Source organism: Streptomyces antnestii (assembly GCF_004005495.1).
GTDB classification, from domain to species: Bacteria; Actinomycetota; Actinomycetes; order Streptomycetales; family Streptomycetaceae; genus Streptomyces; species Streptomyces antnestii.
Window position 1 is genome coordinate 31,819 of sequence record NZ_RZYA01000018.1, and the last position, 25,947, is coordinate 57,765.

Annotated in this window: 21 protein-coding genes; 5 read left to right on the forward strand and 16 right to left on the reverse strand. The window is 72.5% G+C overall.

The features are described 5' to 3' along the window. Positions 1-115: 115 nt before the first annotated feature. Positions 116-1,207: a carbohydrate kinase family protein gene (locus tag EOT10_RS29845; protein ID WP_223281291.1), complete on the reverse strand. Its 1,092-nt coding sequence runs from the start codon at positions 1,205-1,207 to the stop codon at positions 116-118. Positions 1,208-1,622: 415 nt separating this feature from the next. Between EOT10_RS29845 and EOT10_RS29850 the strand changes: the two genes are divergently transcribed. Further along, positions 1,623-2,996: an MFS transporter gene (locus EOT10_RS29850; protein WP_127831479.1), complete on the forward strand. Its 1,374-nt coding sequence runs from the start codon at positions 1,623-1,625 to the stop codon at positions 2,994-2,996. Here the strand turns inward: EOT10_RS29850 and EOT10_RS29855 are convergent. The 8 genes from EOT10_RS29855 to hrcA form a co-directional block, all read right to left on the reverse strand. Beyond that, complete coding sequence (locus tag EOT10_RS29855) at positions 2,957-3,961, reverse strand: adenosine deaminase (protein WP_127831480.1); 1,005 nt, start codon at positions 3,959-3,961, stop codon at positions 2,957-2,959. The genes EOT10_RS29850 and EOT10_RS29855 overlap by 40 nt on opposite strands. Positions 3,962-3,982: 21 nt before the next feature. Further along, on the reverse strand, positions 3,983-4,891 hold the full coding sequence (locus EOT10_RS29860) for a ribonuclease Z (RefSeq protein ID WP_127831481.1): 909 nt from the start codon (positions 4,889-4,891) through the stop codon (positions 3,983-3,985). Positions 4,892-4,911: 20 nt separating this feature from the next. Then, positions 4,912-5,265 carry a histidine triad nucleotide-binding protein gene (locus tag EOT10_RS29865; protein WP_127831482.1) on the reverse strand — a complete coding sequence of 118 codons (354 nt, stop codon included), beginning with the start codon at positions 5,263-5,265 and terminating at the stop codon, positions 4,912-4,914. 66 nt (positions 5,266-5,331) lie between these two features. Next, positions 5,332-5,724, reverse strand: a complete 393-nt coding sequence (locus EOT10_RS29870) for a VOC family protein (RefSeq protein ID WP_127831483.1) — start codon at positions 5,722-5,724, stop codon at positions 5,332-5,334. Between the two features lie 20 nt (positions 5,725-5,744). Beyond that, positions 5,745-6,488: a 16S rRNA (uracil(1498)-N(3))-methyltransferase gene (locus EOT10_RS29875; RefSeq protein ID WP_127831484.1), complete on the reverse strand. Its 744-nt coding sequence runs from the start codon at positions 6,486-6,488 to the stop codon at positions 5,745-5,747. Further along, positions 6,485-7,558 carry a nitronate monooxygenase gene (locus EOT10_RS29880; protein ID WP_127831485.1) on the reverse strand — a complete coding sequence of 358 codons (1,074 nt, stop codon included), beginning with the start codon at positions 7,556-7,558 and terminating at the stop codon, positions 6,485-6,487. Before EOT10_RS29880 ends, EOT10_RS29875 begins: the two co-directional genes overlap by 4 nt. 233 nt (positions 7,559-7,791) lie before the next feature. Further along, positions 7,792-8,928 (reverse strand): molecular chaperone DnaJ, encoded by a 1,137-nt coding sequence (gene dnaJ, locus EOT10_RS29885; RefSeq protein ID WP_127831486.1) that lies wholly within the window; start codon positions 8,926-8,928, stop codon positions 7,792-7,794. Further along, on the reverse strand, positions 8,929-9,945 hold the full coding sequence (gene hrcA, locus EOT10_RS29890) for a heat-inducible transcriptional repressor HrcA (protein WP_127831487.1): 1,017 nt from the start codon (positions 9,943-9,945) through the stop codon (positions 8,929-8,931). It abuts the gene before it with no gap. A 122-nt stretch (positions 9,946-10,067) separates the two neighbouring features. Between hrcA and EOT10_RS29895 the strand changes: the two genes are divergently transcribed. Both EOT10_RS29895 and EOT10_RS29900 read left to right on the forward strand, forming a co-directional pair. After that, positions 10,068-10,808 carry an MBL fold metallo-hydrolase gene (locus EOT10_RS29895; protein WP_127831488.1) on the forward strand — a complete coding sequence of 247 codons (741 nt, stop codon included), beginning with the start codon at positions 10,068-10,070 and terminating at the stop codon, positions 10,806-10,808. 35 nt (positions 10,809-10,843) lie between these two features. Then, positions 10,844-11,659, forward strand: coding sequence for a DUF3097 domain-containing protein (locus EOT10_RS29900; RefSeq protein ID WP_127831489.1), 816 nt, complete (start codon positions 10,844-10,846; stop codon positions 11,657-11,659). Positions 11,660-12,216: 557 nt separating this feature from the next. On the opposite strand, the gene hemW is transcribed toward EOT10_RS29900, so the two are convergent. From hemW to lepA, 4 genes are all read right to left on the reverse strand, one after another. Beyond that, positions 12,217-13,449, reverse strand: coding sequence for a radical SAM family heme chaperone HemW (hemW, locus tag EOT10_RS29905; protein WP_127831490.1), 1,233 nt, complete (start codon positions 13,447-13,449; stop codon positions 12,217-12,219). A gap of 176 nt (positions 13,450-13,625) precedes the next feature. Then, positions 13,626-15,596: a SpoIIE family protein phosphatase gene (locus EOT10_RS29910; RefSeq protein WP_127831491.1), complete on the reverse strand. Its 1,971-nt coding sequence runs from the start codon at positions 15,594-15,596 to the stop codon at positions 13,626-13,628. A gap of 204 nt (positions 15,597-15,800) precedes the next feature. Continuing rightward, entirely contained in the window at positions 15,801-17,690 is a 1,890-nt protein-coding gene (locus tag EOT10_RS29915; protein WP_127831492.1) for an AMP-dependent synthetase/ligase, read from the reverse strand. A 342-nt stretch (positions 17,691-18,032) separates the two neighbouring features. Continuing rightward, positions 18,033-19,898: a translation elongation factor 4 gene (gene lepA, locus EOT10_RS29920; RefSeq protein ID WP_127831493.1), complete on the reverse strand. Its 1,866-nt coding sequence runs from the start codon at positions 19,896-19,898 to the stop codon at positions 18,033-18,035. A gap of 231 nt (positions 19,899-20,129) precedes the next feature. On the opposite strand from lepA, the gene rpsT reads away from it, so the two are divergent. Then, entirely contained in the window at positions 20,130-20,396 is a 267-nt protein-coding gene (gene rpsT, locus EOT10_RS29930; protein WP_127831494.1) for a 30S ribosomal protein S20, read from the forward strand. Between the two features lie 411 nt (positions 20,397-20,807). Here rpsT and holA read toward each other — a convergent pair whose 3' ends face one another. After that, positions 20,808-21,794: a DNA polymerase III subunit delta gene (holA, locus tag EOT10_RS29940; protein ID WP_127831496.1), complete on the reverse strand. Its 987-nt coding sequence runs from the start codon at positions 21,792-21,794 to the stop codon at positions 20,808-20,810. Between the two features lie 57 nt (positions 21,795-21,851). Here holA and EOT10_RS29945 point away from each other — a divergent pair, with 57 nt between their 5' ends. Then, complete coding sequence (locus tag EOT10_RS29945) at positions 21,852-22,097, forward strand: hypothetical protein (RefSeq protein WP_127831497.1); 246 nt, start codon at positions 21,852-21,854, stop codon at positions 22,095-22,097. Positions 22,098-22,237: 140 nt separating this feature from the next. Here EOT10_RS29945 and EOT10_RS29950 read toward each other — a convergent pair whose 3' ends face one another. Beyond that, positions 22,238-23,119: a YceI family protein gene (locus tag EOT10_RS29950; protein WP_127831498.1), complete on the reverse strand. Its 882-nt coding sequence runs from the start codon at positions 23,117-23,119 to the stop codon at positions 22,238-22,240. A 244-nt stretch (positions 23,120-23,363) separates the two neighbouring features. Next, the gene (locus EOT10_RS29955) at positions 23,364-25,937 is read right to left on the reverse strand and encodes a ComEC/Rec2 family competence protein (protein ID WP_223281292.1); all 2,574 of its coding nucleotides are present in this window, start codon (positions 25,935-25,937) and stop codon (positions 23,364-23,366) included. Positions 25,938-25,947 lie beyond the last annotated feature (10 nt).

The window sequence follows — 25,947 nt, forward strand, 5'->3', positions numbered from 1 at the left end:
CCTCCTTGTGCGGGGGCTCGCGCCCGCGTCGACGGCCTTGCACTGCCAAGGGTACGACGGTGCACCGACAACCCCGTAGGCCTTTTCCGCGGGCCCACGGCGGACGAGTACGGATCTATACGGACCGCCCGAAACCGATCGTCGGGACCGCCCGGCGCAGCGGCCAGGGACGGCTCAGCTCGGGCAGCAGCGCCTCCAGGAACGCGTACCGGCGCAGTGCCGCGGGCTCCTGGTCGTCGTAGGCCTGCACGTGCCGCCACCAGGCCGCTATTTCCGACCAGCCGGGCGCGGACAGGGAGCCGCCGAATTCCTGGACGGACAGGGCGGCGGTCAGGCCGGCGAAGGCGAGCCGGTCGGCCAGCGGCCAGCCCGCGAGCGTCCCGGTCACGAACCCGGCGACGAAGACGTCACCGGCCCCGGTGGGGTCGAGGGCGGCGACCTCGATGGCGGGCACGGAGGCGGTCTCGCCACTGCGGGCGTCCACGGCGTACGCGCCCTCGGCGCCGAGGGTGACGACCGCCAGCGGCACGTGCTCGGCGAGGGCGTGCGCGGCGGCCCGGGGACACTCCGTGCGGGTGTAGCGCATGGCCTCCTCGGCGTTGGGCAGGAAGGCCTCGCAGCGGGTCAGGTCGTCGAGGGCGGCCAGGTCCCAGCGCCCGGTGTCGTCCCATCCGACGTCGCCGAAGATCCGCGTCCCACGGTCGGCTGCGGTGGCGATCCAGGGCTCGTTCACTCCGGGGGCGAGGGAGGCGACGGCGGCCCGTGCGCGGGGAGGGCAGACCGGGGCGGGCTCCTCGGGCGGCGGCTCGTGGCCGTGACTGACCATGGTCCGCTCCCCCTCGTACGCCATGGAGACGGTGACGGGCGAGTGCCAGCCGGCCACGGTCCGCGACGACGTGAGGTCGATGCCCTCGCCCTGTTCGAGGGTGTCCCAGCAGTATTCGCCGTAGTGGTCGTCCCCGAACGCGGCCGCCAGCGACGTCCGCAGCCCGAGCCGCGCGAGGGCGGTGGCCATGTTGGCGACCCCGCCGGGACTCGACCCCATGCCGCGCGCCCAGGACTCGGTCCCCCGCACGGGCGCGCTGTCGAGCCCCGTGAAGATGATGTCCAGGAAGACGGTCCCCGTCAGATAGACGTCGCAGAGCGGATCGTCGGGGGTGCGCAGCGCTGCGAGCGGGTCCACGTGCGCGGGGTCGATGGAGTTCACGGTGGGCTCCCCGAGGTGGTGAGGGTCCGCACAGTGTGCCTGATGCCCCCCGGCCAACACGCGTGGCGCGGGCGGCCGGTCACGTGCGGAACCGGGGGGCGCGGGCGTCGGGCCGGGACGTGCCGACGCCGCGCCGGGGCGGGCGGATGTCGCGCCGGAGCGGGCGGACGAAGCCGCTCACCTCCCTCTTTCCCCTCAGGGAAAACGCCCACGCCTACCCGGGCTCCTCCCCTCCAAACGGAACGTGGCCCAGATCACAGCTTCCCGGCTGTTTTCACCCTCCCCGCACTTGATACAAATTGGCCGCGGCCCCTCGTGTCACGAGCCCGGCGCACCCCAACTCTCCTGCCTCTCCAGGCATCCCCGCACTTCCGCATGCCCTGATCCCCGTACGCCCGCTCGCCCTGGAACGCCCGTGTCCCGCCGCACTCCCCGGCCCCTCGTCGCCCTCTTCACGGCCGGCTATCTCGCCCCGTACCTGCTGCCCACCGTCGTGGGCCGGCTCGGCGACAGTCTTCGTCTTCCCCCGGCCCAGGCGGGCCTCATCGGCAGTGCGCTGCTGATGAGTTCGGCCGCGGCGGGCTTCACCTTCGCCGGCCGGGTCGACCGCCTCGGCCCCCGCACCCTCGCCCGCTCCGGCCTGCTCCTCGCGGCGCTCGGCTACGGTGCGGCGGCGGCCACCTCCTGGATGCCGCTGGTGGTCGTCGGCGCGATGGCCGGCGGCTTCGGCTCGGGGACGGCGACCACGGTCGCCGCGACGGGCATCGCCGCGCAGCGCGACCCGCACCGGGCGTCGACGCTGGGCCTGCTCAGCGTCTCGGCGCTGGCCGGCGCGCTGTATCTGACGCTGCCGCAGCTGGGCCCGGGCCACGCGCTGCCGTTCGCGGCGATCGCGCTCACGGCGCTGGCGACCTGGCCCGCCACGGCCGGGCTCGGCAAGGGCGCGGAGCCGGACGCCGCCGCCCTGTCGGGGCAGTCCGCGCCCGCGACGTCGCTCCCGTACCGCCGCTCGGGTCTCGTCCTCGCCGGGGCGATGCTCTGCTGGTCGATGGCGCAGAACTCGCTGTGGGGGGTCAGCAGCCGCATCGGGACGGACCAGGCGGGCCTGACGGAGATCACCGTCGGCGCGGTCTTCGCGGTGGCGCTCGGCACGGCCCTCGTGGGGGTGCTCGGCGCGGGGGCGCTCGGCTCCCGGCTCGGCCGCGCCGTGCCGATCGGCGCGGGTACGGCCCTCATCGCGGGCTGCATCGTGCTGAGCGCCCGCGCGGACGACCTCACCTCGTTCGCGACGGGCGAGATCGCGTGGAACACGGTGTACCCGGTGGTCCTGTCGTATCTGATCGGGCTCGCCGCGTCCCTGGACCCGCGCGGCCGCTGGGCGGTGTTCGTCGGCTCGGCGTCGTCGCTCGGCACGGCCTGCGGCCCGCTCACCGGCAGCCTGCTGTCACAGGCGGCGGGCTACCCGGCGATGGGCGCGACGCTCGCCGCACTGCTGCTCGTCCTGGCGCTGCCGCTCACCGCGGTGGCCCTGCACACGAGCGGCCGCCCGCTGCTGCCCGGCACGGTCCGCCGCAGGGGTGGCGCGCCCGCCGCTCTGGTGGCCGGTGTGACGGGCGCCCCGGCGGGCGCGGTCCCGCAGCTGGGCGCGGCGGAGCAGCCGGTCGTGGAGATCACGGTGAGCACGCCCCAACCGGTCCCGACGCAGGAGGAGTTCTCCACGGCGGGACCGCGGGGCGGCCCGGCCGCGGGTCAGTCGTCGAACGCGAACGCGTCGACCTCGGCGAGGTAGCGGGAGCGCAGTTCCTCGTCGTCGTCGAGGAACGAGGCGAGGAACGAGTTCCGGGCGAGCTGCCGCAGCCGCTCGGGCTCGATGGCGAGCGCCTCGCGGACAGCATGGAAGTTGTCGCCGGCGTAGCCGCCGAAGTAGGCCGGGTCGTCGGAGTTGACCGTGCACAGCAGTCCGGCGTCCATCATCCGCGGCAGCGGGTGCTCCTCCAGGACGTCGACGGCGCGCAGCCGCACGTTCGACAGGGGGCACAGCGTCAGGGGCACCCGGTCCCGTACGAGGCGCTCCACGAGCGCCGGGTCCTCCATGCAGCGGAGCCCGTGGTCGACGCGCTCGACGCCGAGCAGGTCGAGCGCCTCCCAGATGTACGAGGGGTCGCCCTCCTCGCCCGCGTGGGCGACCTTGCGCAGCCCGAGCGCGCCCGCGGCCTCGTACACCTCGCGGAACTTGGAGGCGGGGTTGCCGACCTCGGCGGAGTCGAGGCCGACGCCCACGATCCGGTCGAGGTACGGCTTCGCGGACTCCAGGGTCTGCATCGCGGACTCGGCGGACTGGTCGCGCAGGAAGCACATGATGAGCCGGGTGGAGACGCCGTGCCGCTCCACGCTCTTCGACAGGGCGGCGTCCAGGCCCTGGACGACGGTCCCGATCGGCACGCCCCGCGCGGTGTGGGCCTGCGGGTCGAAGAAGATCTCGGCGTGCCGTACGCCCTGCGCGGCGGCCCGGGCGAGATAGGCGTCGGCCAGTTGCTCGAAGTCGTCCTCGGTGCGCAGGACGGCCATCAGGCCGTAGTACAGGTCGAGGAAGGACTGCAGATCCTCGAAGAGGTAGGCCTTGCGGAGCTCTTCGGTGTCGGCGTACGGGAGGTCGACGCCGTTGCGGGCCGCGAGTTCGAAGGCCAGCTCGGGTTCGAGGGTGCCTTCGATGTGCAGGTGGAGTTCGGCCTTGGGGAGGGAAGCGAGGGGCATCAGAGCATGGTACGCCCGGGGTTATCCCCGTTTGGGCACCTGTACCCGGTCCAGGTCACGCGCCACCGTCAGCTCTCCGGTGAACCCGGCGGCGCGGGCCTGCCGCTCGAACTCCTCCGGGTCGGAGTAGCGCTGGCTGAAGTGGGTGAGCACAAGGTGCCGCACCCCGCCATCGGCGGCGACGCGCGCGGCCTGACCGGCGGTCAGGTGGCCGTGGTCCGACGCGAGTTGGTGGTCCTCGTCCAGGAACGTCGACTCGATGACGAGCAGGTCGCACCCCTCGGCGAGCTCCCGCACGCCGTCGCAGAGCCGGGTGTCCATGACGAACGCGAACCGCTGCCCGCGCCGCACCTCGCTCACGTCGTCGAGGGTGACACCGCGCAGGCTGCCCTCGCGCTGGAGGGTCCCCACGTCGGGCCCGGAGACGCCGTGCTCGGCGAGCAGCGCGGGCAGCATGCGCCGCCCGTCGGGCTCGACGAGGCGGTAGCCGTAGGACTCGACGGGGTGGGAGAGACGGCGCGCGTCCAGCGTGTACGAGGGCGTACGGGCGAGGACGCCGCCGTCGCCGCGCACCGGTTCCTCGGCGAGCTGGACGGTCTCGCGGTACGCGGTGGCGTACCGCAGCCGGTCGAAGAAGCGCTGGCCCGAGCGCGGGTAGTGCGCGGTGACGGGGTGCGGGACCCGGTCCAGGTTGATGCGCTGGATGACCCCGGCGAGGCCGAGGGAGTGGTCGCCGTGGAAGTGCGTGACGCACAGCCGGTGGAGGTCGTGCGCGGCGACGCCGGCCCGGAGCATCTGGCGCTGCGTGCCCTCGCCGGGATCGAAGAGGATGCCCTCCCCGTCCCAGCGCAGCAGGTAGCCGTTGTGGTTGCGGTGCCTGGTCGGCACCTGGCTCGCGGTGCCGAGCACCACCAATTCCCGTACGGACACGGCGCGTTGCCCGGTCCCCGCTAGCCGGGGGGCCACTGGAGGCCGCGGCCTCCGAGGACATGGGCGTGGGCGTGGAAGACGGTCTGGCCCGCGCCGCTGCCGGTGTTGAACACGATGCGGTAGCTGTCGAGCTTCTCGGCGGCCGCGACCTCGCCGGCCTCGCGCAGCACATCGGCGGCGATCTTCGGATCGGCGGCGGCGAGGGCCGCGGCGTCGTGGTGGTGGACGCGCGGGATGACGAGGACGTGCGTCGGCGCCTGCGGGTTGATGTCCCTGAAGGCGACGGTGGTCTCGGTCTCCCGTACCAGGGTGGCCGGCACCTCCCCAGCGATGATCTTGCAGAACAGGCAGTCGGCCTGCGGCTCTCCGGCCACGATCACGTCTCCTCACACCGTCCGGTCCCTACGCCGGGCATGCTATCCGGCCCGGGACCTGGCGTGTCACCCGCGTAGCAGCAGCCACTCCTGGAGCTCCACGATGTTGCCCTCGGGGTCCTTGAGGTGCGCGACCCGCATCCGGTCGGTCATCGGCGCGGGCCCCTGCACGATCTCGGCGCCGCGCTCGACGATCTCCGCGCAGTAGCGGTCCAGGTCGTCGACCCGCAGCACGACGAGGGACCGGTGGCCGTTGACCGCGTCCCCCAGCTCCCCGATGACCTGGGCCATCATCGCCCGGTCCTCGATGGCGATGCCCGCGGACCCCGTCGCGGGGCTGAACTTCTCGTACGGCCCGTCCTGCGCGCCCGACTGCGGCTTGAGGCCGAGCACGTCGGCGTAGAAGCGGTAGCAGGCACGGAAGTCCGTGACGAGGAGCCTGACCTGGGCGAGTTCCACGCGTCCCCCTCGGGGTCTGTTCAGGACCAGCGGCCGGTGCGGCCGAGGAGCAGCGCCGTCGCGGCGGTCCCCGCGGTCGACGTACGCAGCACGCTACGCCCGAGCCGGTACGGATGCGCGCCCGCCTCGGCGAACACGGCGAGCTCGTCGGGCGAGACGCCGCCTTCCGGCCCCACGACGAGGACGATGTCACCGGCCGTGGGCAGCGGGGCGGTGGCGAGGGCGCCGCTGGCGCAGTCGCGGTCCTCGTGCAGGACGGCCGCGAAGTCGGCGTCGGCGAGCAGCGCCGCGACCTGCTTGGTCGTCGCCGCGTCGGCGACGTCCGGGAAGCGGACCCGGCGGGACTGCTTCCCGGCCTCGCGCGCCGTGGCCCGCCACTTGCCGAGGGCCTTGGCGCCCCGGTCGCCCTTCCACTGCGTGATGCAGCGGGCGGCCTGCCAGGGCACGATCGCGTCGACGCCCGTCTCCGTCATGGTCTCCACGGCGAGCTCGCCCCGGTCGCCCTTGGGCAGGGCCTGTACGACGGTGATCCGGGGGGCCTGCAGCGGCTCCTCCTGGAGCGGACCCGCCGTCACGACGAGCCGGTCCTTGCCCTCGGCGGCCTCCACGACCGCCTCCGTCCAGCGCCCGAGCCCGTCGGTCAGGACGACGTCCTCACCGGCCCGCAGCCGCTTCACGGAGACCGCGTGCCGCCCCTCGGGCCCGTCGAGCACGAACGCCCCCGGACCCGGCACCTCTTCCACGACGAACACCGGCGCGGTCATGCGGCACCCTCCGAACCCAGCACGTCCTTCGCCTCCGCGAGTTCCGCCGCCAGCACCTCGACGAGCTGCCCGGCCGGCAGCTCCCGGGCGAGCCGGTGCCCCTGCCCGGCCCACAGCGCCATCCCCTGCGCGTCCCCCGCCTTGGCGGCGGCCTTGCGCAGCGTCGACGTCATGTGGTGGACCTGCGGGTAGGCGGCGGGCGCGTACGGGCCGTGCTCGCGCAGGAACCGGTTGACGAGGCCGCGCGCGGGGCGCCCGGAGAAGGCCCGGGTCAGCTCGGTCCGCACGAACAGCGGGTTGGTCATGGCCTGCTTGTGCACGGCGTTGGCGCCGGACTCGGGGCAGACCAGGAAGGCCGTGCCGAACTGTCCGGCGTCCGCGCCCGCGGCGAGCACGGCGGCGAGCTGCGCGCCGCGCATCAGGCCGCCGGCGGCGACGATCGGGATCTGTACGGCCTCGCGGACCAGGGCGATCAGCGCGACGAGTCCGAGTCCGGACCCGTCGGTCTCCGGGTTGTCCCGGTGGGTGCCCTGGTGGCCGCCCGCCTCGACGCCCTGCACGCACACCGCGTCGGCACCGGCCCGCTGGGCGGCCTGCGCCTCCTCGGGGGTGGTCACGGTGACGGCGGTGAGGGTGCCGGCGCGGGCGAGGGAGTCGAGGACGTCGCGGCTCGGGCAGCCGAACGTGAAGGTGACGACCGGTACCGGGTCGTCGAGCAGGATCGCGAGCTTGGCGTCGAAGCCGTCGTCGCGTCCGCTGTCCGGGTCGCCGAGCTGCGTCCCGTACCAGGCGGCCTCGCCGGCGAGCTGGCTGGCGTAGACGGCGACGGCCGCGGGGTCCGCGTACTCGGGCTGCGGCATGAAGAGGTTCACGCCGAACGGCTGGTTCGTCAGCCCCCGTACCTGCTTGATCTCCTGGTACATCCCGTCGGCGGTCTTGTACCCGGCGGCGAGGAACCCGAGCCCGCCGGCCTCCGAGACGGCGGCGGCGAGCTGCGGACAGGAGGCGCCGCCCGCCATGGGTGCCTGCACGATCGGATAGTGAGAGAGATCGGTGAGCGTGGGGGCCATGACGGCATCGTGCCACGTCCTCCGGACTGCACCGAATCCCCGACCCGCACCTGCTGCGGGCAGGCGTTCCGCAGGACGGAATCCCCACCCCACCCCCGCTGTGGGCAGGCGTCCCGCAGGACGGAATCCCCCACCCACCCGCCGCCGCTGTGGGCAGGCCTTCCGCTGGGCGGAACGGGTGGGCACAGCCCCCGTGCCGGGTCACGGCATTCAGAGGCGGTGCCCACTAAGGCCTAACGGCCGTTGAACGCATCCTTGAGCCGCGAGAACAACCCCTGCTGCCCCGGCTGGAACTGCCCGGTGGGCCGCTCCTCACCCCGCAGCTTCGACAGCTCCCGCAGCACCCGCTCCTGCTCGGCGTCCAGCTTCGTCGGCGTAAGCACCTCGACGTGCACGATGAGATCCCCGCGCCCGCCGCCGCGCAGATGCGTGATGCCACGCCCGTGCAGCGGGACCGACTGACCGGACTGCGTGCCCGGCCGGATGTCGATCTCCTCGAGCCCGTCGAGCGTCTCCAGCGGCACCTTCGTGCCGAGCGCCGCCGCCGTCATCGGAATGGTGACGGTGCAGTGCAGATCGTCGCCGCGCCGCTGGAAGACGGGGTGCGGCAGCTCGTGGATCTCGACGTACAGGTCACCGGCGGGACCGCCGCCGGGGCCGACCTCGCCCTCGCCCGCGAGCTGGATCCGCGTGCCGTTGTCGACACCGGCCGGGATCTTCACGGTCAGGGTCCGGCGGGACCTGATCCGGCCGTCACCCGCGCACTCCGGGCAAGGCGTCGGCACAACCGTGCCGAACCCCTGGCACTGCGGGCACGGCCGCGAGGTCATGACCTGGCCGAGGAAGGACCGCGTGACCTGGGACACCTCGCCGCGGCCGCGGCACATGTCACAGGTCTGCGCGGACGTGCCGGGGGCGGCGCCCTCGCCACTGCAGGTCGTACACACGATGGCCGTGTCGACCTGGATGTCCTTGGTGGTCCCGAACGCGGCCTCGTCCAGCTCGATCTCGAGCCGGATCATGGCGTCCTGGCCGCGGCGCGTGCGCGACCGGGGACCACGCTGGGACGCCGTCCCGAAGAACGCGTCCATGATGTCGGAGAAGTTCCCGAAGCCACCGGCGCCGAAGCCGCCGGCCCCGCCTCCGCCCGACTGCGAGAGGGGGTCGCCCCCGAGGTCGTAGACCTGCTTCTTCTGCGGGTCCGACAACACCTCGTAGGCGGCGTTGATCTCCTTGAACCGCTCCTGAGTCTTCGGGTCCGGATTCACGTCCGGGTGAAGCTCACGGGCCAGCCTTCGGAAGGCCTTCTTGATCTCGTCCTGGGAGGCGTCGCGGCGCACGCCGAGTACGGCGTAGTAGTCCGTGGCCACTTACGACTCCGCCAGGATCTGTCCGACGTAACGTGCCACTGCGCGTACTGCTCCCATCGTTCCCGGGTAATCCATGCGTGTCGGTCCGACGACGCCGAGCTTGGCTACTGCCTCGCCGCCCGAACCGTAGCCGACCGACACCACGGACGTGGAGTTGAGTCCCTCATGGGCGTTCTCATGACCGATCCGTACGGCCATGCCCGAATCATTGACCTCACCAAGGAGCTTGAGGAGCACGACCTGCTCCTCGAGCGCTTCGAGGACGGGCCGGATGGTGAGGGGAAAGTCATGTCCGAAGCGGGTGAGATTGGCGGTGCCGCCGATCATCAGCCGTTCCTCGGTCTCCTCGACGAGCGTCTCCAGGAGGGTGGAGAGCACCGTCGAGACCGTGCCGCGGTCCTCCGCGTCGAAGGACTCCGGCAGATCCTGCACGAGCTGCGGCACATCCGCGAAACGGCGTCCCGCGACCCTGCTGTTGAGCCGCGCCCGCAGATCGGCGAGCGAGGTCTCCCCGAACGGCGCCGGGCAGTCGATCATCCGCTGCTCGACCCGCCCCGTGTCCGTGATCAGTACGAGCATCAGGCGGGCGGCGGCGAGCGAGAGCAGTTCCACATGGCGCACGGTGGAGCGCGTCAGGGAGGGGTACTGCACCACGGCGACCTGCCGGGTCAGCTGCGCGAGCAGCCGCACGGTCCGGCCGACGACGTCGTCGAGGTCGACGGCACCGTCGAGGAAGTTGTGGATGGCGCGGCGCTCGGGCCCCGACATCGGCTTGACCGCCGTGAGCTTGTCCACGAAGAGGCGGTAGCCCTTGTCGGTCGGGATGCGCCCGGCGCTGGTGTGGGGCTGGGCGATGAAGCCCTCCTCCTCCAGCGCCGCCATGTCGTTGCGCACCGTCGCCGGTGAGACGCCGAGGCTGTGCCGCTCCGTGAGCGCCTTGGAGCCGACCGGCTCCTCGGTCCCCACGTAGTCCTGGACGATGGCGCGCAGCACTTCGAGCCTGCGTTCACTGAGCATGTCGCGCGCACCTCCAGATGTGTCGTCCGCGGCTGGCACTCGGTGCGGTGGAGTGCCAATGGTCTCCGGGTCAGTGTACGGCCGGTGGGTACTGGCCCGGCAAGGGCGCTAGCGTCGGACCCATGGACGACCTGGACTGGAATGCGGTGGGGTGGGAGGAGCTGTCCGCTCGGGTGGGACGGGTCCGGCTGCCCGGCTGGGACTGCACGACGGGCCTCGTGGTGGGCGAGGGCGCGGCGCTGCTCGTCGACACGGGTTCATCACTTCGTGAGGGTGCGGCGCTGCGGGCGGCCACCCGGCACCTGCTGACTCCACTGGATCCGCACACGCGCGTGACGCATATCGCGCTGACACACCCCCATTTCGACCATGTGCTGGGCACGGCGGCGTTCGCGGGGGTCGAGGTGTACGGCGCGGCGGGGATCGACACGGTGTTCAGGCGGGGCCGGGACGGGCTGCGCGCCGACGCGGTCGCGCACGGGGTGCCGCCCGGTGAGGCGGCGGAGGCGGCGGACATCCTGGTCGTGCCGCACCACCGCGTGTCCGGGGAGTGGACGCTCGACCTGGGCGGCGGCGTTCAGGTGCTGCTGGCGAACGTGGGCCCGGGGCACACCGGGCACGACCTGGCGGTCCTCGTGCCGGGTGCGCCCGAGATCGTGTTCTGCGGTGATCTGGTGGAGGAGTCGGGTGAGCCGCAGGCGGGGAGCGACGCGGTGCCGGGCCGCTGGCCGGCCGCCCTCGACCGGCTCCTCGAACTCGGCGGTGACGACGCCGTGTACGTGCCCGGGCACGGAGCCGTGGTGAATGCGGAGTTTGTCCGGGCCCAGCGCGCCACACTGGCCGCCCGCTTCGGCGTGTCGTAACCGCACGGCCGTTCGGCCTTCCTATCGTCTGCCAGATGCGCCAGTACTCCCCCGACTTCACGCCCCCCTGGAAGAAGCAGCAGGCCGCCCCCGAGGTGGCCGCGGACGTGGACCTCGTGGTCGAGGAGGTCACGACCGGTTTCTGCGGGGCGGTCGTCCGCTGCGAGAAGACGGCCCAGGGCCCGACGGTGACCCTGGAGGACCGCTTCGGCAAGCACCGGGTGTTCCCGATGGGCCCGCGCGGTTTCCTGATCGACGGCCGGGCCGTCACCCTCGTACGCCCGGCGGCCGCCGGTCCCGGACGTCCCACGCGGACCGCCTCCGGGTCCGTCGCGGTGCCGGGGGCGAGGGCGCGGGTCGCGCGGGCCGGCCGGATCTATGTGGAGGGCCGGCACGACGCGGAGCTGGTGGAACGGGTCTGGGGGGACGACCTGCGCATCGAGGGCGTCGTCGTGGAGTACCTGGAGGGCATCGACGATCTCCCCGCGATCGTCGCCGAGTTCGCCCCGGGGCCGGACGCGCGCCTCGGGGTCCTCGTCGACCACCTGGTCCCCGGCTCGAAGGAATCCCGCATCGCGGCCCAGGTCACCGGCGACCACGCGCTGGTCGTCGGCCACCCGTACATCGACGTGTGGGAGGCCGTGAAGCCGTCCTCCGTGGGCATCCAGTCCTGGCCGTCGGTCCCGCGCGGCCAGGACTGGAAGACGGGCGTGTGCCGGGCCCTCGGCTGGCCGGAGAACACCGGCGCCGCCTGGCAGCACATCCTGTCCCGCGTCCACAGCTACCGCGACCTGGAACCCGAGCTCCTGGGCAGGGTCGAGGAGTTGATCGACTTCGTGACACTGCCGTAGACCCTGCCGGGCGGGCGGCGACACGAGGCCGCTCGGTCGACCAGGTCGACGCTGCGGCAGGGGCCCGTCCGGCCGAGGACGGCGTGCGGCTCGGCCGACGAGGCCGGCACCGCCGGAGGCCCCCCGCTCCACCGACGACACCCGGCCCGGGTCGACCAGGCCGACGCTCCGGCAGAGGCCCGGCCGACCAGGCCGACGCTCCGGCAGGAGCCCGTCGACCCGAGGACGGCCTGCGGCCCGGTAGACGAGGCCGACACCACCGCAGGCCCCCCGTCCGGCCGCGACACGACGCCCGGTCGACCACGTCGACGCTCCGGCAGGAGCCCATCCGGCCGAAGACGGCGTGCGTGCCCGGCCGACGAGACCCACACCACCGCAGGCCCCCGGCCCGGCAGCGACACGAGGCCCGGGTCGACCAGGCCGACGCTCCGGTACGGGCCCATCGGGCCGAGGACGGCGTGCGGCTCGGCCGACGAGGCCGGCACCGCCGGAGACCTCTCGGGACGGCGAGGTCGACGTCGCCGTAGGCCTCTCGGGCCCGCGGCGGTGTGGTGGGGTCAGTCGACGAGGTTGCGGACGACCGCGTCGGCGAGGAGGCGGCCTCGCAGGGTGAGGACGGCGCGCCCGTCCGCGTACGGGCCGCTCTCCAGGAGTCCGTCGGTGAGGGCCCGGTCGGCGGCGGCGCGGCCCGCCGGCTTCAGGAGCGACAGCGGGCAGCCCTCCAGGAGCCGCAGTTCGAGCAGGATCCGCTCGACCCGCCGGTCCTCGTCCGAGAGGAGCTCGCGGCCCGCCCCCGGCGACTTCCCGCCGGCCAGCGCGGCCGCGTAGGCGCCCGGGTGCTTCACGTTCCACCAGCGGACACCGCCGACGTGACTGTGGGCGCCGGGGCCCGCGCCCCACCAGTCGGCGCCGCGCCAGTACAGCTCGTTGTGCAGGCAGCGCCCGGCCTCGGTGGTGGCCCAGTTCGACACCTCGTACCAGTCGAACCCGGCCCCGCCGAGGGTCTCGTCCGCGATCAGGTACCGGTCCGCGTGGACGTCGTCGTCCGTCATCGGGACCTCGCCGCGGCGGATACGGCGCGCGAGCTGCGTGCCCTCCTCGACGATCAGCGCGTACGCGGACACATGGTCGGGCCCGGCGCCGATGGCGGCGTCGAGCGAGGCGCGCCAGTCGTCGTCGCTCTCGCCGGGGGTGCCGTAGATCAGGTCGAGGTTGACGTGCTCGAAGCCGGCCGCGCGCGCCTCGGCGACACAGGCCTCGGGCCGGCCGGGGGTGTGGGTGCGGTCGAGGATCTTCAGGACGTGCTGCTTGGCGCTCTGCATGCCGAAGGAGATGCGGTTGAAGCCGCCTTCGCGCAGGGTCTCCAGGTAGGCGGGGTCGACGGACTCCGGGTTGGCCTCCGTCGTCACCTCGGCGTCGGGCGCGAGCCCGAACTCGTCACGGATCGCGGCCAGCATCCGTACGAGGTCACCGGCGGGGAGCAGGGTCGGCGTACCGCCGCCGACGAACACGGTCCGCACCGGGCGCGGATCGTCCCCGAGGACCTTCCGCGCGAGGCGCACCTCCTCGACCAGCGTCCCGGCGTAGTTGTCCCGGGAGGCGAGCACACCGCCGGTTCCGCGCAGCTCGGTCGCCGTGTACGTGTTGAAGTCGCAGTAGCCGCAGCGCGTGGCGCAGTACGGGACGTGCAGATAGAACCCGAGGGGCCGCTCGGCCGCCCCGGCCAGGGCATGGGCGGGCAGAGCACCGTCGTCGGGGACGGGCTCACCGTCGGGAAGTGCGGAAGGCATGGACCCATTGTCCCGCAGTCGGGAAGCCGCCCTGCCGGGCGCGGCTCACCCGGGCCCGGAGCACGCCCCACCCGGGCCCGGAGCACGCCCCACCGAGCCCGGAGCACGCCCCACCCGGGCCTGGAGCACGCCCCACCCGGGCCTGGAGCACGCCCCACCCGGGCCTGGAGCGTGGCTCACCGGGCCTGGAGGACGAGGAGCGCGAGGTCGTCGTCGGGCGGGCTCTCGGAGAACCCGTGGACGAGGCGCCTGATCCGCTCGGCCAGGAGAGGCGCTGTCAGGCCGTCGCAGCCGCTCAGGGCCTGGGCGAGGCCCTCGCCGTCGTCGAACTGGCGAGGTCCGTCCCGGCGTTCGGTCACGCCGTCGGTGACACACAGCAGGGTGTCGCCGGGCGCCATCTCGAACGTCTCGCTCGTGTAGTCCGGGTCCTCGACGACGCCGAGCAGCATCTGCGGCGCGGCCGCCACCACCACCTCGCCGCCGGGCCGGAGGAGCAGGGGCAGGGGGTGGCCGGCGGAGGCCAGGGTGCAGCGGGTTCCGTCGCCGGTGGGGACCAGTTCCCCGTACAGGAGGGAGAGGAAGCGGGGGGCGCCCTCGGGTGCGGCGCCCGGGCCGCCCGCCGCGGCGAGCGCGCGGGCCGCCGCGTCGGCGGCCTCCGTGGCGTCGTCGAGGAGGAGCCGGTTGAGCCGGTCGAGGACCTCGGCGACCTGGTAGCCCTCGCGGGCGAGGAGCCGAAGCCAGGGCCGGGCGAGGCCGATGACGACGGCCGCCTCCGGGCCCTTTCCCTGGACGTCGCCGAGCGCGAAGCACCAGCGGCCCTCGCCCGCGGGGAACACGTCGTAGAAGTCGCCGCCGGGGCCGCCCGCGTCCCGCGGCTCGTAGACGAGCTCGGACTCGATGCCGGGGATCTGCGCGACGGCGGACGGCAGCAGGCCGCGCTGGAGGATGCGGCTGATGGTGGCCTGGCGGGCGTAGCGGCGGGCGGCACTGACCGCGAGGGCCACGCGGCGGGCGAAGTCCTCCACGAGCCCGGTGACCTCGTCAGGGAAGCGGCCGAGGCCCGCCCGTCCGATGAGAAGGGTGCCGACGGCGCGGCCGCCCGTGGTGAGGCGGTACGCGAGCGCGGCGCCCGCCCGGTCGTCGCCGCCGAGGTCCTCGAAGGGCCACGCCACGGGGACGGCCGCGCTGCGCGCCGCCTCGGGCGGCTGCGGCGGGTCCTTCTCGAGGATCTGGCGCAGCTCCTCCGCGCGGTTCTCGCTGGTGTGCCAGACGCGGGCGAGGCGGGACGTGGCGAGGGCGCCGGTACCGCGGCCCGCGCGGTCCGCGTCGCCCCTGTCGGGCCTGCCGTCCTCGTCGTCGAGCCAGACGGCGCACCAGTCTGCGAGGCGCGGCACCAGCATCTGTCCGGCGAGTGAGGCGACCTGGTCCTCGTCGAGCTGCCCGGCGAGGAGATCGGAGGCCTCGGCGAGGAAGGCGAGGGCGCCCCGGTTCACCCAGTCCTCGTCGGGCGGGAGGGGGCGCGGCGTGGGCGCCGGTACCCCGGCGGCGCGCAGCCCGCGCCGCCGGCCACGCGCGGCCGGGTACGTGTCGGGGTCGTCGCCGCGCGGCTCGGTCCCGTCGACGGGGAGACGGGCCCAGACGGTCTTGGTGCCGCGCTGGTACGTGATGCCCCAGGCGTCGGAGAGGGAGGCGACGAGGCGGAGTCCGCGCCCGCACTCGGGGATGTCGGGGCCGCTCTCCGTACGGTCGCTGCGGACGGCGCGGGCGGGGTGGTGGTCGGAGACCTCGATGACCACGGCGGCGGGTGCCGTGGGTGCACGCGTGTCGTCCGGGTCTTCGGGGGCGCCGCCCTCCAGGCGGCACAGAAGTTCGACGTTGGTGCCCGCGTGGACGACGGCGTTGGTGACGAGTTCGCTGAGGACGACCACGGCGTCGTCGGTGAGCCGGTCGCCGGCGCCGCCCGCCCCGGGCAGGCCGAACTCCGCCCAGCCGGCCAGCGCGGACCGCACGAAACGGCGGGCGGCGGCGGGGGCCAGCGGGTTTCCGGGCAGCGAGGTGCGCGCGACGGCCGGTGTTCCCGCGGGGCGGGGCGGCTCGTCGGTGGCGTGGAAGGTGGTGGTCTCCCGTTGCAGCGGAATGGGCCCCACGGTGCGGCTCCTGAGCAGTTCGGGCGAAGACGCCTCAGGTGACACGCCCAGCGTGACAGACCGGTCCCACTCATCAGCACGGAGTTACCGAAGTGGGCCACGAGAGGCCCGGGCAGTGCTAAGGCCACAAGAGCCCGGGCAGTGACAGGGGGTGCCCCTGGCACTGCCTGGGGCACCCCCTAAACGCGCTCCTCGCTCCTCAGGTCACGCCTCGCGCGTGCCCGCGTACATCTCGTCGATCAGGTGTCCGTACTCGCGCTCGACGACCGGGCGCTTCAGCTTCAGGCTCGGGGTCAGTTCGCCGTGCTCGATGTCGAGGTCGCGCGGCAGGAGCTTGAACTTCTTGATGGTCTGCCACTTCTGGAGGCCCTGGTTGAGCTCCTTGACGTAGCCGTCGACGAGTTCGACCGTGGCGGGCGCGGCGACCACTTCCGCGTACGACTTGCCCCCCAGGCCGTTCTCCTTGGCCCAGTCCAGGATGGACGGCTCGTCGAGGGCGATGAGCGCGGTGCAGAAGTTCCGGTCCGCGCCGTGCACCAGGATGTTCGAGACGTACGGGCACACGGCCTTGAACTGGCCCTCGACCTCGGCGGGCGCGATGTACTTGCCGCCCGAGGTCTTGATCAGGTCCTTCTTGCGGTCGGTGATCTTGAGGTAGCCGTCGGGCGACAGCTCGCCGATGTCACCGGTGTGGAACCAGCCGTCGGACTCCAGGACCTCGGCGGTCTTCTCGGCGAGCCCGTGGTAGCCCTGCATGATGCCGGGGCCGCGCAGCAGGATCTCGCCGTCGTCCGCGATCCGCACCTCCGTGCCGGGCAGCGGCTTGCCGACCGTGCCGGTGCGGTACGCCTCGCCCGGGTTGACGAAGGACGCGGCGGAGGACTCCGTGAGGCCGTAGCCCTCGAGAATGTGCACGCCCGCGCCGGCGAAGAAGTAGCCGATCTCGGGGGCGAGCGCCGCCGAGCCGGAGACACAGGCGCGCAGCCGGCCGCCGAACGCGTCCCGCAGCTTGGAGTAGACGAGCGCGTCGGCGACCTTGTGCTTGGCGCCGAGCGAGAACGGCACGCTGGCCGTCCCGGTCCTGCGGAAGTTGTCCTGGCTGGCCTTCGCGTACTCGCGCGCGACCTCGGCCGCCCACTGGAAGATCTTGTACTTGGCGGGGCCACCGGCGCGCGCCTTGGCCGCGACGCCGTTGTAGACCTTCTCGAAGATGCGCGGGACGGCGGCCATGTACGTCGGCTGCACGACCGGCAGGTTCTCGATGATCTTGTCCACGCGGCCGTCCACGGCGGTAACGTGTCCGACCTCGATCTGGCCGGAGGTCAGGACCTTGCCGAAGACGTGCGCGAGGGGCAGCCACAGGTACTGCACGTCGTCCGCGCCGACCAGGCCGGTCGCGGCGATGGCCTTCGCCATGTACGACCAGTTGTCCTGCGGGAGGCGCACGCCCTTGGGGCGGCCGGTGGTGCCGGAGGTGTAGATCAGCGTCGCGAGCTGGTCGGACGTGATCCCGCCGACCTTCTCCTTGATCAGGTCCGGGTGCTTCTCCAGGTACGCGGCGCCCCGCTTCTCCAGGTCGGCGAGCGTGAGCAGCCAGCCCTCCGGGTCCGCGGCGTCCGGCTCGACCCCGGTCTCGTCGATGACGACGACATGGGCGAGGTCGGGCAGGTCGGTCCGGCGCTCACGGGCCTTGGCCAGCTGCGCCGCGTCCTCGGCGATCAGGACCTTGCTGTCCGAGTCCGACAGGATGAACGCCGACTCCTCGGCGTTGGTCTGCGGGTACACGGTGGTCGTGGCCGCGCCGGCGCACAGGATGCCGAGGTCGGCGAGGATCCACTCGACCCGCGTGGAGGAGGCGAGCGCGACCCGCTCCTCCGCCTTGACGCCGAGCTCGATGAGGCCGGCCGCGATGGCGTAGACGCGGGTCGAGGCCTGCGCCCAGCTCAGCGACTTCCATTCGTCGGGGCCCTCGCCGGAAACCGCCGGCACCGGGTAGCGGTAGGCCTCGGTGTCGGGCGTGGCCGCCACGCGCTCGAGGAAGAGGGCCGCCACGGACGGCGGACGGTTCTCGATCAGGGTCTGTGTGTCGCTCACGACGTCCTCCGGGGGCCCGCGACAGTGCGGCGAGACTTGGCGCGGCTGGCTGTTGGCGGCTGTTGTTTAACTGGCGAGTAACTACCGAGCAGTGATCAGAGTAGAGCGCAGTCGCCCGGTACGTAAGGGGAGGCCGCCTGTCACTTCTTCCCGACAGCCCCTGTACACACGGCCCCCACAAAAGGCCCGCACAACCATGCCGGGAAAACAGGAGGTCCGCCGCGCTGACGCGCGACGGACCCCGGACCGCTGTCCCAGCCGGCCTACTGCGTATCCACTGCCCACCTACGGGCCGATACCTCTGCCACTACTTCTGTTACTTCTTCTTGCCGGCGACTTCCGCTACTTCTTCTTGGTAGCGCTGTCGTCGCTGGAGAGCACCGCGATGAAGGCTTCCTGCGGCACCTCGACGGAGCCGACCATCTTCATGCGCTTCTTGCCCTCCTTCTGCTTCTCGAGCAGCTTGCGCTTACGGGAGATGTCACCGCCGTAGCACTTCGCGAGGACGTCCTTGCGGATGGCGCGGATCGTCTCGCGGGCGATGACCCGGGAGCCGATCGCGGCCTGGATCGGCACCTCGAAGGCCTGCCGCGGGATGAGCTCGCGCAGCTTCGCCACGAGCCGCACGCCGTACGCGTACGCCGCGTCCTTGTGGGTGACGGCGGAGAAGGCGTCGACCTTGTCGCCGTGCAGCAGGATGTCGACCTTGACCAGGGAGGAGGACTGCTCGCCGGTGGGCTCGTAGTCGAGGGAGGCGTAACCCCTGGTCTTGGACTTCAGCTGGTCGAAGAAGTCGAAGACGATCTCCGCGAGGGGCAGCGTGTAGCGGATCTCCACGCGGTCCTCGGAGAGGTAGTCCATGCCGAGGAGCGTGCCGCGGCGGGTCTGGCAGAGCTCCATGATCGCGCCGATGAACTCGCTGGGGGCGAGGATCGTGGCGCGGACCACCGGCTCGTACACGTCCGAGATCTTGCCCTCGGGGAACTCGCTCGGGTTGGTGACCGTGTGCTCGCTGCCGTCCTCCATGACTACGCGGTAGACCACGTTGGGCGCGGTGGCGATCAGGTCGAGGCCGAACTCGCGCTCCAGGCGTTCGCGGATCACGTCCAGGTGGAGCAGGCCGAGGAAGCCGACACGGAAGCCGAAGCCGAGGGCGGCGGAGGTCTCCGGCTCGTAGACCAGCGCCGCGTCGTTGAGCTGGAGCTTGTCGAGGGCCTCGCGGAGGTCCGGGTACTCCGATCCGTCCAGCGGATAGAGGCCCGAGAACACCATCGGCTTGGGGTCCTTGTAGCCGCCGAGGGCCACGGTGGCGCCGTTGTGCAGGGAGGTGATCGTGTCACCGACCTTGGACTGACGGACGTCCTTCACGCCGGTGATGATGTAGCCCACCTCGCCGACGCCGATGCCGTCGGCCGGGGTCATCTCCGGCGAGGAGACACCGATCTCGAGCAGCTCGTGGGTGGCGCCCGTGGACATCATCTTGATGCGCTCGCGCTTGTTGAGCTGCCCGTCGACGACACGGACGTAGGTGACGACACCCCGGTACGAGTCGTAGACCGAGTCGAAGATCATCGCGCGGGCGGGGGCGTCCGCCACACCGACCGGGGCCGGGACGTCCTTGACGACCCGGTCGAGGAGCGCGTCCACGCCGACACCGGTCTTCGCGGAGACCTTGAGAACGTCCTCCGGCTGGCAGCCGATGAGGTTCGCCAGCTCCTCGGAGAACTTCTCCGGCTGGGCGGCGGGCAGGTCGATCTTGTTGAGCACCGGGACGATGGTGAGGTCGTTCTCCATCGCCAGGTAGAGGTTGGCAAGGGTCTGCGCCTCGATGCCCTGGGCCGCGTCGACGAGCAGGACCGTACCCTCACAGGCCGCGAGGGACCGCGAGACCTCGTACGTGAAGTCCACGTGTCCCGGGGTGTCGATCATGTTGAGGATGTGGGTACTGCCCTGGCCGGGCCCCTCGGTCGGGGCCCAGGGCAGTCGCACCGCCTGGGACTTGATCGTGATGCCGCGCTCGCGCTCGATGTCCATCCGGTCGAGGTACTGAGCACGCATCTGCCGCTGCTCGACCACACCGGTCAGCTGGAGCATCCGGTCGGCGAGCGTGGACTTGCCGTGGTCGATGTGCGCGATGATGCAGAAATTGCGGATCAGCGCCGGGTCGGTACGGCTCGGCTCGGGCACATTGTTAGGGGTCGCGGGCACGCAGGGTCCTGTCTCTTGAGGCGCCTTATGCCTCAGGTCGGCCTCGGTTGGGATCGATACGTAGGTTCCATGGTCCCACGGACGCGGGACTGCGCCCGGTTTGGGCCGCTCGGAGCGCGGCTGGTACCGTGGACAGCTGTGTCTCATACCCTCTCAGCACGAGGCACTTCAAGAGAAATCATCGGCGCGTGGGCGTGAGCTCGCGTGCCTGAACCTGAAAAGGCTCATTTCGTGGCGAACATCAAGTCCCAGATCAAGCGGATCAAGACCAACGAGAAGGCTCGTCAGCGCAACAAGGCTGTCAAGTCCTCCCTCAAGACCGCGATCCGCCGTGCCCGCGAGGCCGTCGCCGCGGGTGACGTCGAGAAGGCCACCGCGCTGACCCGTGAGGCCACGCGCAAGCTCGACAAGGCCGTCTCGAAGGGCGTCATCCACAAGAACCAGGCCGCCAACAAGAAGTCGGCGCTTGCTTCGAAGGTCTCGACCCTCAAGGGCTGAACCTCCTTTTGATGTGATCGCCGGAAGGACCCAGAGCGGGCCCTCTCTCATCCGCTCCCGACCGGCCCCCGAGCCCACGCGCGACCTGCGTTCGCCACGCGGGCGTGGGCTCACAAATTGAGCTTGAACCGAGTGCCCCCGCTTCCGACAGGAAGCGGGGGCACTCGGCGTTGGTTCTTTTCTTTTAAGCCTGTCCCGTCTTTTAAGCCTGTCCGGTCTTTAAGCCTGTCCGGCGATTGAGGACGAGGCCGAGGCCGACAGCGGGGGTCTGGGGGCGCAGCCCCCAGGGACGGGACGGGAAGGGGCGGCGGGGGCGACTCCCCCGGGCGCACGCCACGACGCACCCGCACCCGCACCCGCACCGACGCGCCCCGCACCAAGCCCCCGAGACCGCCCCCGCCCCCCGAAGGGCTAGCGTCCCCGAGACCGCGCAGCCCGCGCGATCACCACAACGGCCTTCTCCAACGCATACTCCGGATCATCCCCGCCCCCCTTGACCCCGGCGTCCGCCTCCGCGACAGCCCTCAGCGCAACGGCCACGCCGTCCGGCGTCCAGCCCCGCATCTGCTGCCGCACTCGGTCGATCTTCCACGGAGGCATCCCCAGCTCACGGGCGAGATCCGCGGGCCGGCCACCGCGCGCGGACGACAGCTTGCCGATGGCCCGGACCCCCTGCGCGAGCGCGCTCGTGATCAGTACGGGTGCGACCCCCGTCGACAACGACCACCGCAGCGCCTCCAGCGCCTCCGCCGCCCGGCCCTCGACGGCCCTGTCGGCGACGGTGAAGCTGGATGCCTCCGCCCGGCCCGTGTAGTACCGGGCGACGACCGCCTCGTCGATCGTGCCCTCGACGTCCGCGCCGAGCTGTGTCACGGCCGACGCCAGCTCCCGCAGGTCGCTGCCGATCGAGTCGACCAGGGCCTGGCACGCCTCTGGGGTCGCCGAGCGGCCGATCGCCCGGAACTCGCTCCGCACGAACGCCAGCCGGTCCGCCGGCTTCGTCATCTTGGGGCAGGCGACCTCCCGGGCCCCCACCTTGCGCGCCGCGTCGAGCAGGCCCTTGCCCTTGGCTCCGCCGGCGTGCAGCAGCACCAGGGTGATCTCCTCGGCGGGCGCCGCGAGATAGCTCTTCACGTCCTTGACCGTGTCGGCCGACAGGTCCTGCGCATTGCGCACGACGACGACCTTGCGCTCGGCGAAGAGCGACGGGCTGGTCAGCTCGGCGAGCGTGCCGGGCTGGAGCTGGTCGGGCGTGAGGTCGCGCACGTCCGTGTCCGCGTCGGCGGCGCGGGCGGCCGCCACCACCTGCTGCACGGCGCGGTCGAGCAGCAGGTCCTCCTGCCCCACGGCGAGGGTGAGGGGAGCGAGCGGATCGTCGTGAGCTGTCTTCCTGGCCATCGCGGTCAAGCATCCCACGCGGCACTGACAACGCCCGCCGTGCCGGAGAATGGCCGGGTGACCGACGCACGACATGTACTGGTGCTGCCCGACCGCGATGCCGCGGAGGAGGTGGCCGAGGAGCTCCCCGACCGGTTCGCCCTCACCGAGGAGCCCCAGCTCGTACGCGACGCCCTGGCCGGCGAGGACGACGCCGAGGACGCCCAGTGGCTCGTGGTGATCGAGGACCCCACGGGCCGCCTCGACCCCACGTCACTCGACGAACTCGCGGCCGAACACGAGGGCTGGCTCGAAGCGCCGTAACGCGAGGGCCCCACGAACGACAGGGCCCCACGCGGCGCGGTGCAGGTGCGGGTGCGAGGCGATGCGAGGCCCGCCCCGGAACGCCGCATCGTGACACCCGCCCCGGAGCGCCGCGTCCGGAGGACGTCCGTGGAGGCGCGTCAGGTCTTGGGGACGATCTGGATGTCGAGCTCGATCTTCACGCTGGAGCCGACCGCCGCGATCCCGCGGGCCAGCATCGTCTGCCAGTTGACCGTGAAGTCGTCGCGGTGCAGCTCCGTCGTGGCGCGGCAGGCGGCGCGGGTCTCGCCCTCCATGCCGTTGCCCGTGCCCAGGTACTCCGTGTCGAGCGTGATCGTGCGGGTCACGCCGTGCAGCGACAGCGCGCCGGTGATCGCCCAGCGGCTGCCTCCCTTGTGCACGAAACGGTCGCTGTAGAACTCGAGCGTCGGAAACTGGTCCACGTCGAGGAAGTCGGCCGACCGGAGATGGTCGTCGCGCATCTTCACGGCCGTGTCGATGGACGACGCGTCGATGACCACGTGCATCGCGGAGCGCTCGAACTGGTCGGCGATGCGCAGCGCGCCCGCGAACGTGTTGAACCGGCCGTGGATCCGGGCGAGCCCGATGTGCCGTGCCGTGAACCCGACCGACGAGTGCATCGGCTCGATCTCCCAGTCCCCGGACGCGGGCAGGGCGGGCGGCTGGGCGACCTGGAGCATGATGTCGCCGAGCGAGGAGTGCACGCTCTCCCCGACCGAGGCGTTCCCCCGGTACGGGGTGTACCCCTCCGCCGTGACCGCGAGCCGGTACTCGCCGGCGGGCACGGTCGCGACGAAAGACCCGAACGGGTCGGCTCCGCCACTCACGATCGTGCGCCCCATGGCATCACTGACCGCGAACTCGGCGCCCCGCACCGGCTCGTTGACAGGGTCGAGCGCCCGGCAGCTGAGGACACCCGCACCGTACGGCACGCTCACCCCGGCCAGGGGATTTGCTCGTTGAGCCCGGTTCGTACGGTTTCCCATCCAGCGGCCGAACATGTGCGAGACACCCCGTGAGACTTGACACCACCATCAACGAAGATGCATTCGACCATCGTTGTGGCATTCGAGGCAACACGAGCCCACATCGCGGGAATGCCAGAGACTGTTACCCCCTGTATAGAGATGCCTGAATTTGGTATTCCACTTACTTTTTCAGCAGCGCAGCGGCATTTCTACCAGCGAGTAATGTCACACCGCCCACGCCGGCCGTCACGCTGCCGTCACCCGTCACCCTCACCCGTCACCCACCGCCGGCCACCACCCCCAGCCCCGGCCCGCCTCCGCCCGGCCCGGACCCCGTCACCGCCAACGCCCCGTCCCGGTCCGTCCGGAGGACCGCCGCTCCCCCGGCCCGCAGCGCCGCGACCGTACGGGCCGACGGATGTCCGTACGGGTTGCCCTCGCCCGTCGAGATCAGGGCCAGCCGGGGCGCGGCGCGGCGCAGGAGCTCCGGGTCCTGGTAGGCCGAGCCGTGATGGGCGACCTTGAGCACGTCCACGGGCGGCAGCCCCGCCCCGGCCGGTGATCTCAACAGGGCACGCTGTGCGGGTGGTTCGAGGTCGCCCAGGAGCAGGAAGGTGAGTCCCGCGATACGGACGAGCAGCGTGACGCTCGCGTCGTTCGGACCGTCCGGGTCGGGTGCCGGGCGCGGCGGGGGCCACAGCACCTGCCAGTCGAGGCGGCCCGCCCTCCGCCGCTCCCCCGCGACCGCCCGCGTCAGCGCGATGTGCCGGGCAGCCGCCAACCCCCTCACGAATCGCACCTGTTCAGGCGGCTCGTCGAAGCCCGTCGTCTCGATCGCCCCCACCTCGCGCCCCCGCAGCACCCCGGCCAGGCCCGCGACGTGATCCGCGTGGAAATGGGTCAGCAGGACGAGCGGGACACGAGTGATCCCTAGCGAACGAAGGCAACGATCCACGAGCACCGGGTCCGGCCCCGCGTCGACCACCACGCCCTCGCCCGGCCCCGCCGCGAGCACCAGCGCGTCCCCCTGCCCCACGTCACACATCACCATCCGCCACCCCGGCGGCGGCCAGCCCGTGATGACCCGGGTGAGGGGCCGCGGCTGCGTGACCACGAGGAGCAGGAGCAGCACGCATGCTCCCGTGAGCCATGGGGATCTGAGCACGCGGCGGCCCACCAGGACCACGCCCAGGGTGACTACGGCGAGCAGGAGTCCGCCGAGCGGGCCGCCGGGCCAGTCCACTCCACCGCCCGGCAGCCCCGCACCCGCCCGCGCGATGTCCGCGATCCACCCGGCGGGCCAACTCGCGCACCAGGCAAAGACCTTCGCGACCGGCATCGCCAACGGCGCGGTGGCCAGGGCCGCGAACCCCAGCACCGTGGCCGGCGCCACCGCGAACTCCGCGAGCAGATTGCACGGCACCGCCACCAGACTCACCCGGGAGGCGATGACGGCGACCACCGGCGCACACACCGCCTGCGCCGCGCCGGCCGCGCCGAGCGCCTCCGCGAGACGCGGCGGACACCCCCGCCGTCGTAGCGCGGCACCCCAGCGCGGGGCCAGCGTCAGCAGCGCGGCGGTGGCCAGGACGGACAGCAGGAACCCGTAACTCCGCGCGAGCCAGGGGTCGTACAGCACCAGCAGCAGGACGACCGTGGCCAGTGCCGGGATCAGGGACCTGCGTCGCCCGGTGCCGATGGCGAGCAGTGCGACGAGTCCGCATGCCGCCGCCCTCACCACGCTGGGCTCCGGTCTGCACACGGTCACGAAGCCGAGCGTGAGCGCGCCGCCGAGCAGAGCGGTCGCCCGCAGCGGGATCCCGAGACGTGGCGCGAGGCCCCGCCGCTCGGAACGGTGCGCGGTGCCGGGCGGGCCGATGAGCAGGGCGAGCAGGATCGTGAAGTTCGCCCCGCTGACAGCTGTCAGGTGCAACAGGTCCGTGGCCTCGAACGCCTCGTGCAACTCGGGCGGCACTCTCGCGGTGTCCCCGACGACGAGCCCGGGCAGCAGCGTGCGTGCGTCCGCGGGCAGCCCGTCGGTCGCCTCCCGCAGCCCGCTCCTGAGTCTCCCCGCGAACCGCTGAGCCGTGGACGGCGCTCCCACGATCTCCGGGCTGTCGTCGTGCCCGACGCGGAGCAGGGCCGCGACCCTGCCTCCGCCGGCGGACGCGGGCGCGAGCCCTCCGTCCACGACCAGCCGCGTACTGGGCAGGAGCGACAGCCAGGGCGACGGTCCGGCGGCCTCGCGGTCCACGTCGGCGAGGACCAGGACAGGCGTCCGCACCCGCGTTCCGGACCCGGACCCCGCGTCCCCGGCCCGCGCCCGGGCGTCGACCCGCAGCACATCGGCGGCGATGACGACGGACGAGGGCGCCGCGTGGTCCCCCTTCACCCGCGGCCGCGTGAGCCTCGGATCGGCCGTCACCTCCAACTCGACCGTCACCCGCGCGTATTGCCGGGCGAGCCCGGGAACAGGCCCACGCGTCAGATCCGCACCGTGCAGCGCGGCTGACGCAGCGGACGCGGCGACACAGAGCAGGACAGCGGCCACGGACATACGACGCGCCGGGGACGACGAGGGCAACGGCCCCGTCCGACCGTGCCCACCCCTCGCCGCCCCGCCCAGCAGCAACAACCCCGCCACCGCCACGCAGACCGACGCCAGGACCGTCACCCAGACCGCCGGAGCGTCCAGGGCCAGCGCCGCCGCGATCCAGGCACCGAGTGCCGGAGGGACGAGGCGGAGGTCGGCCGGGCCCTCCTGCCGGGGATTGGCGTCACCCAGGGACCGGCCCGAGCCCTTACCGGCCACCGCTCCGGCCCGGGTCTCGCCCGACGCCCGTCGCCCCACCGACACCCTT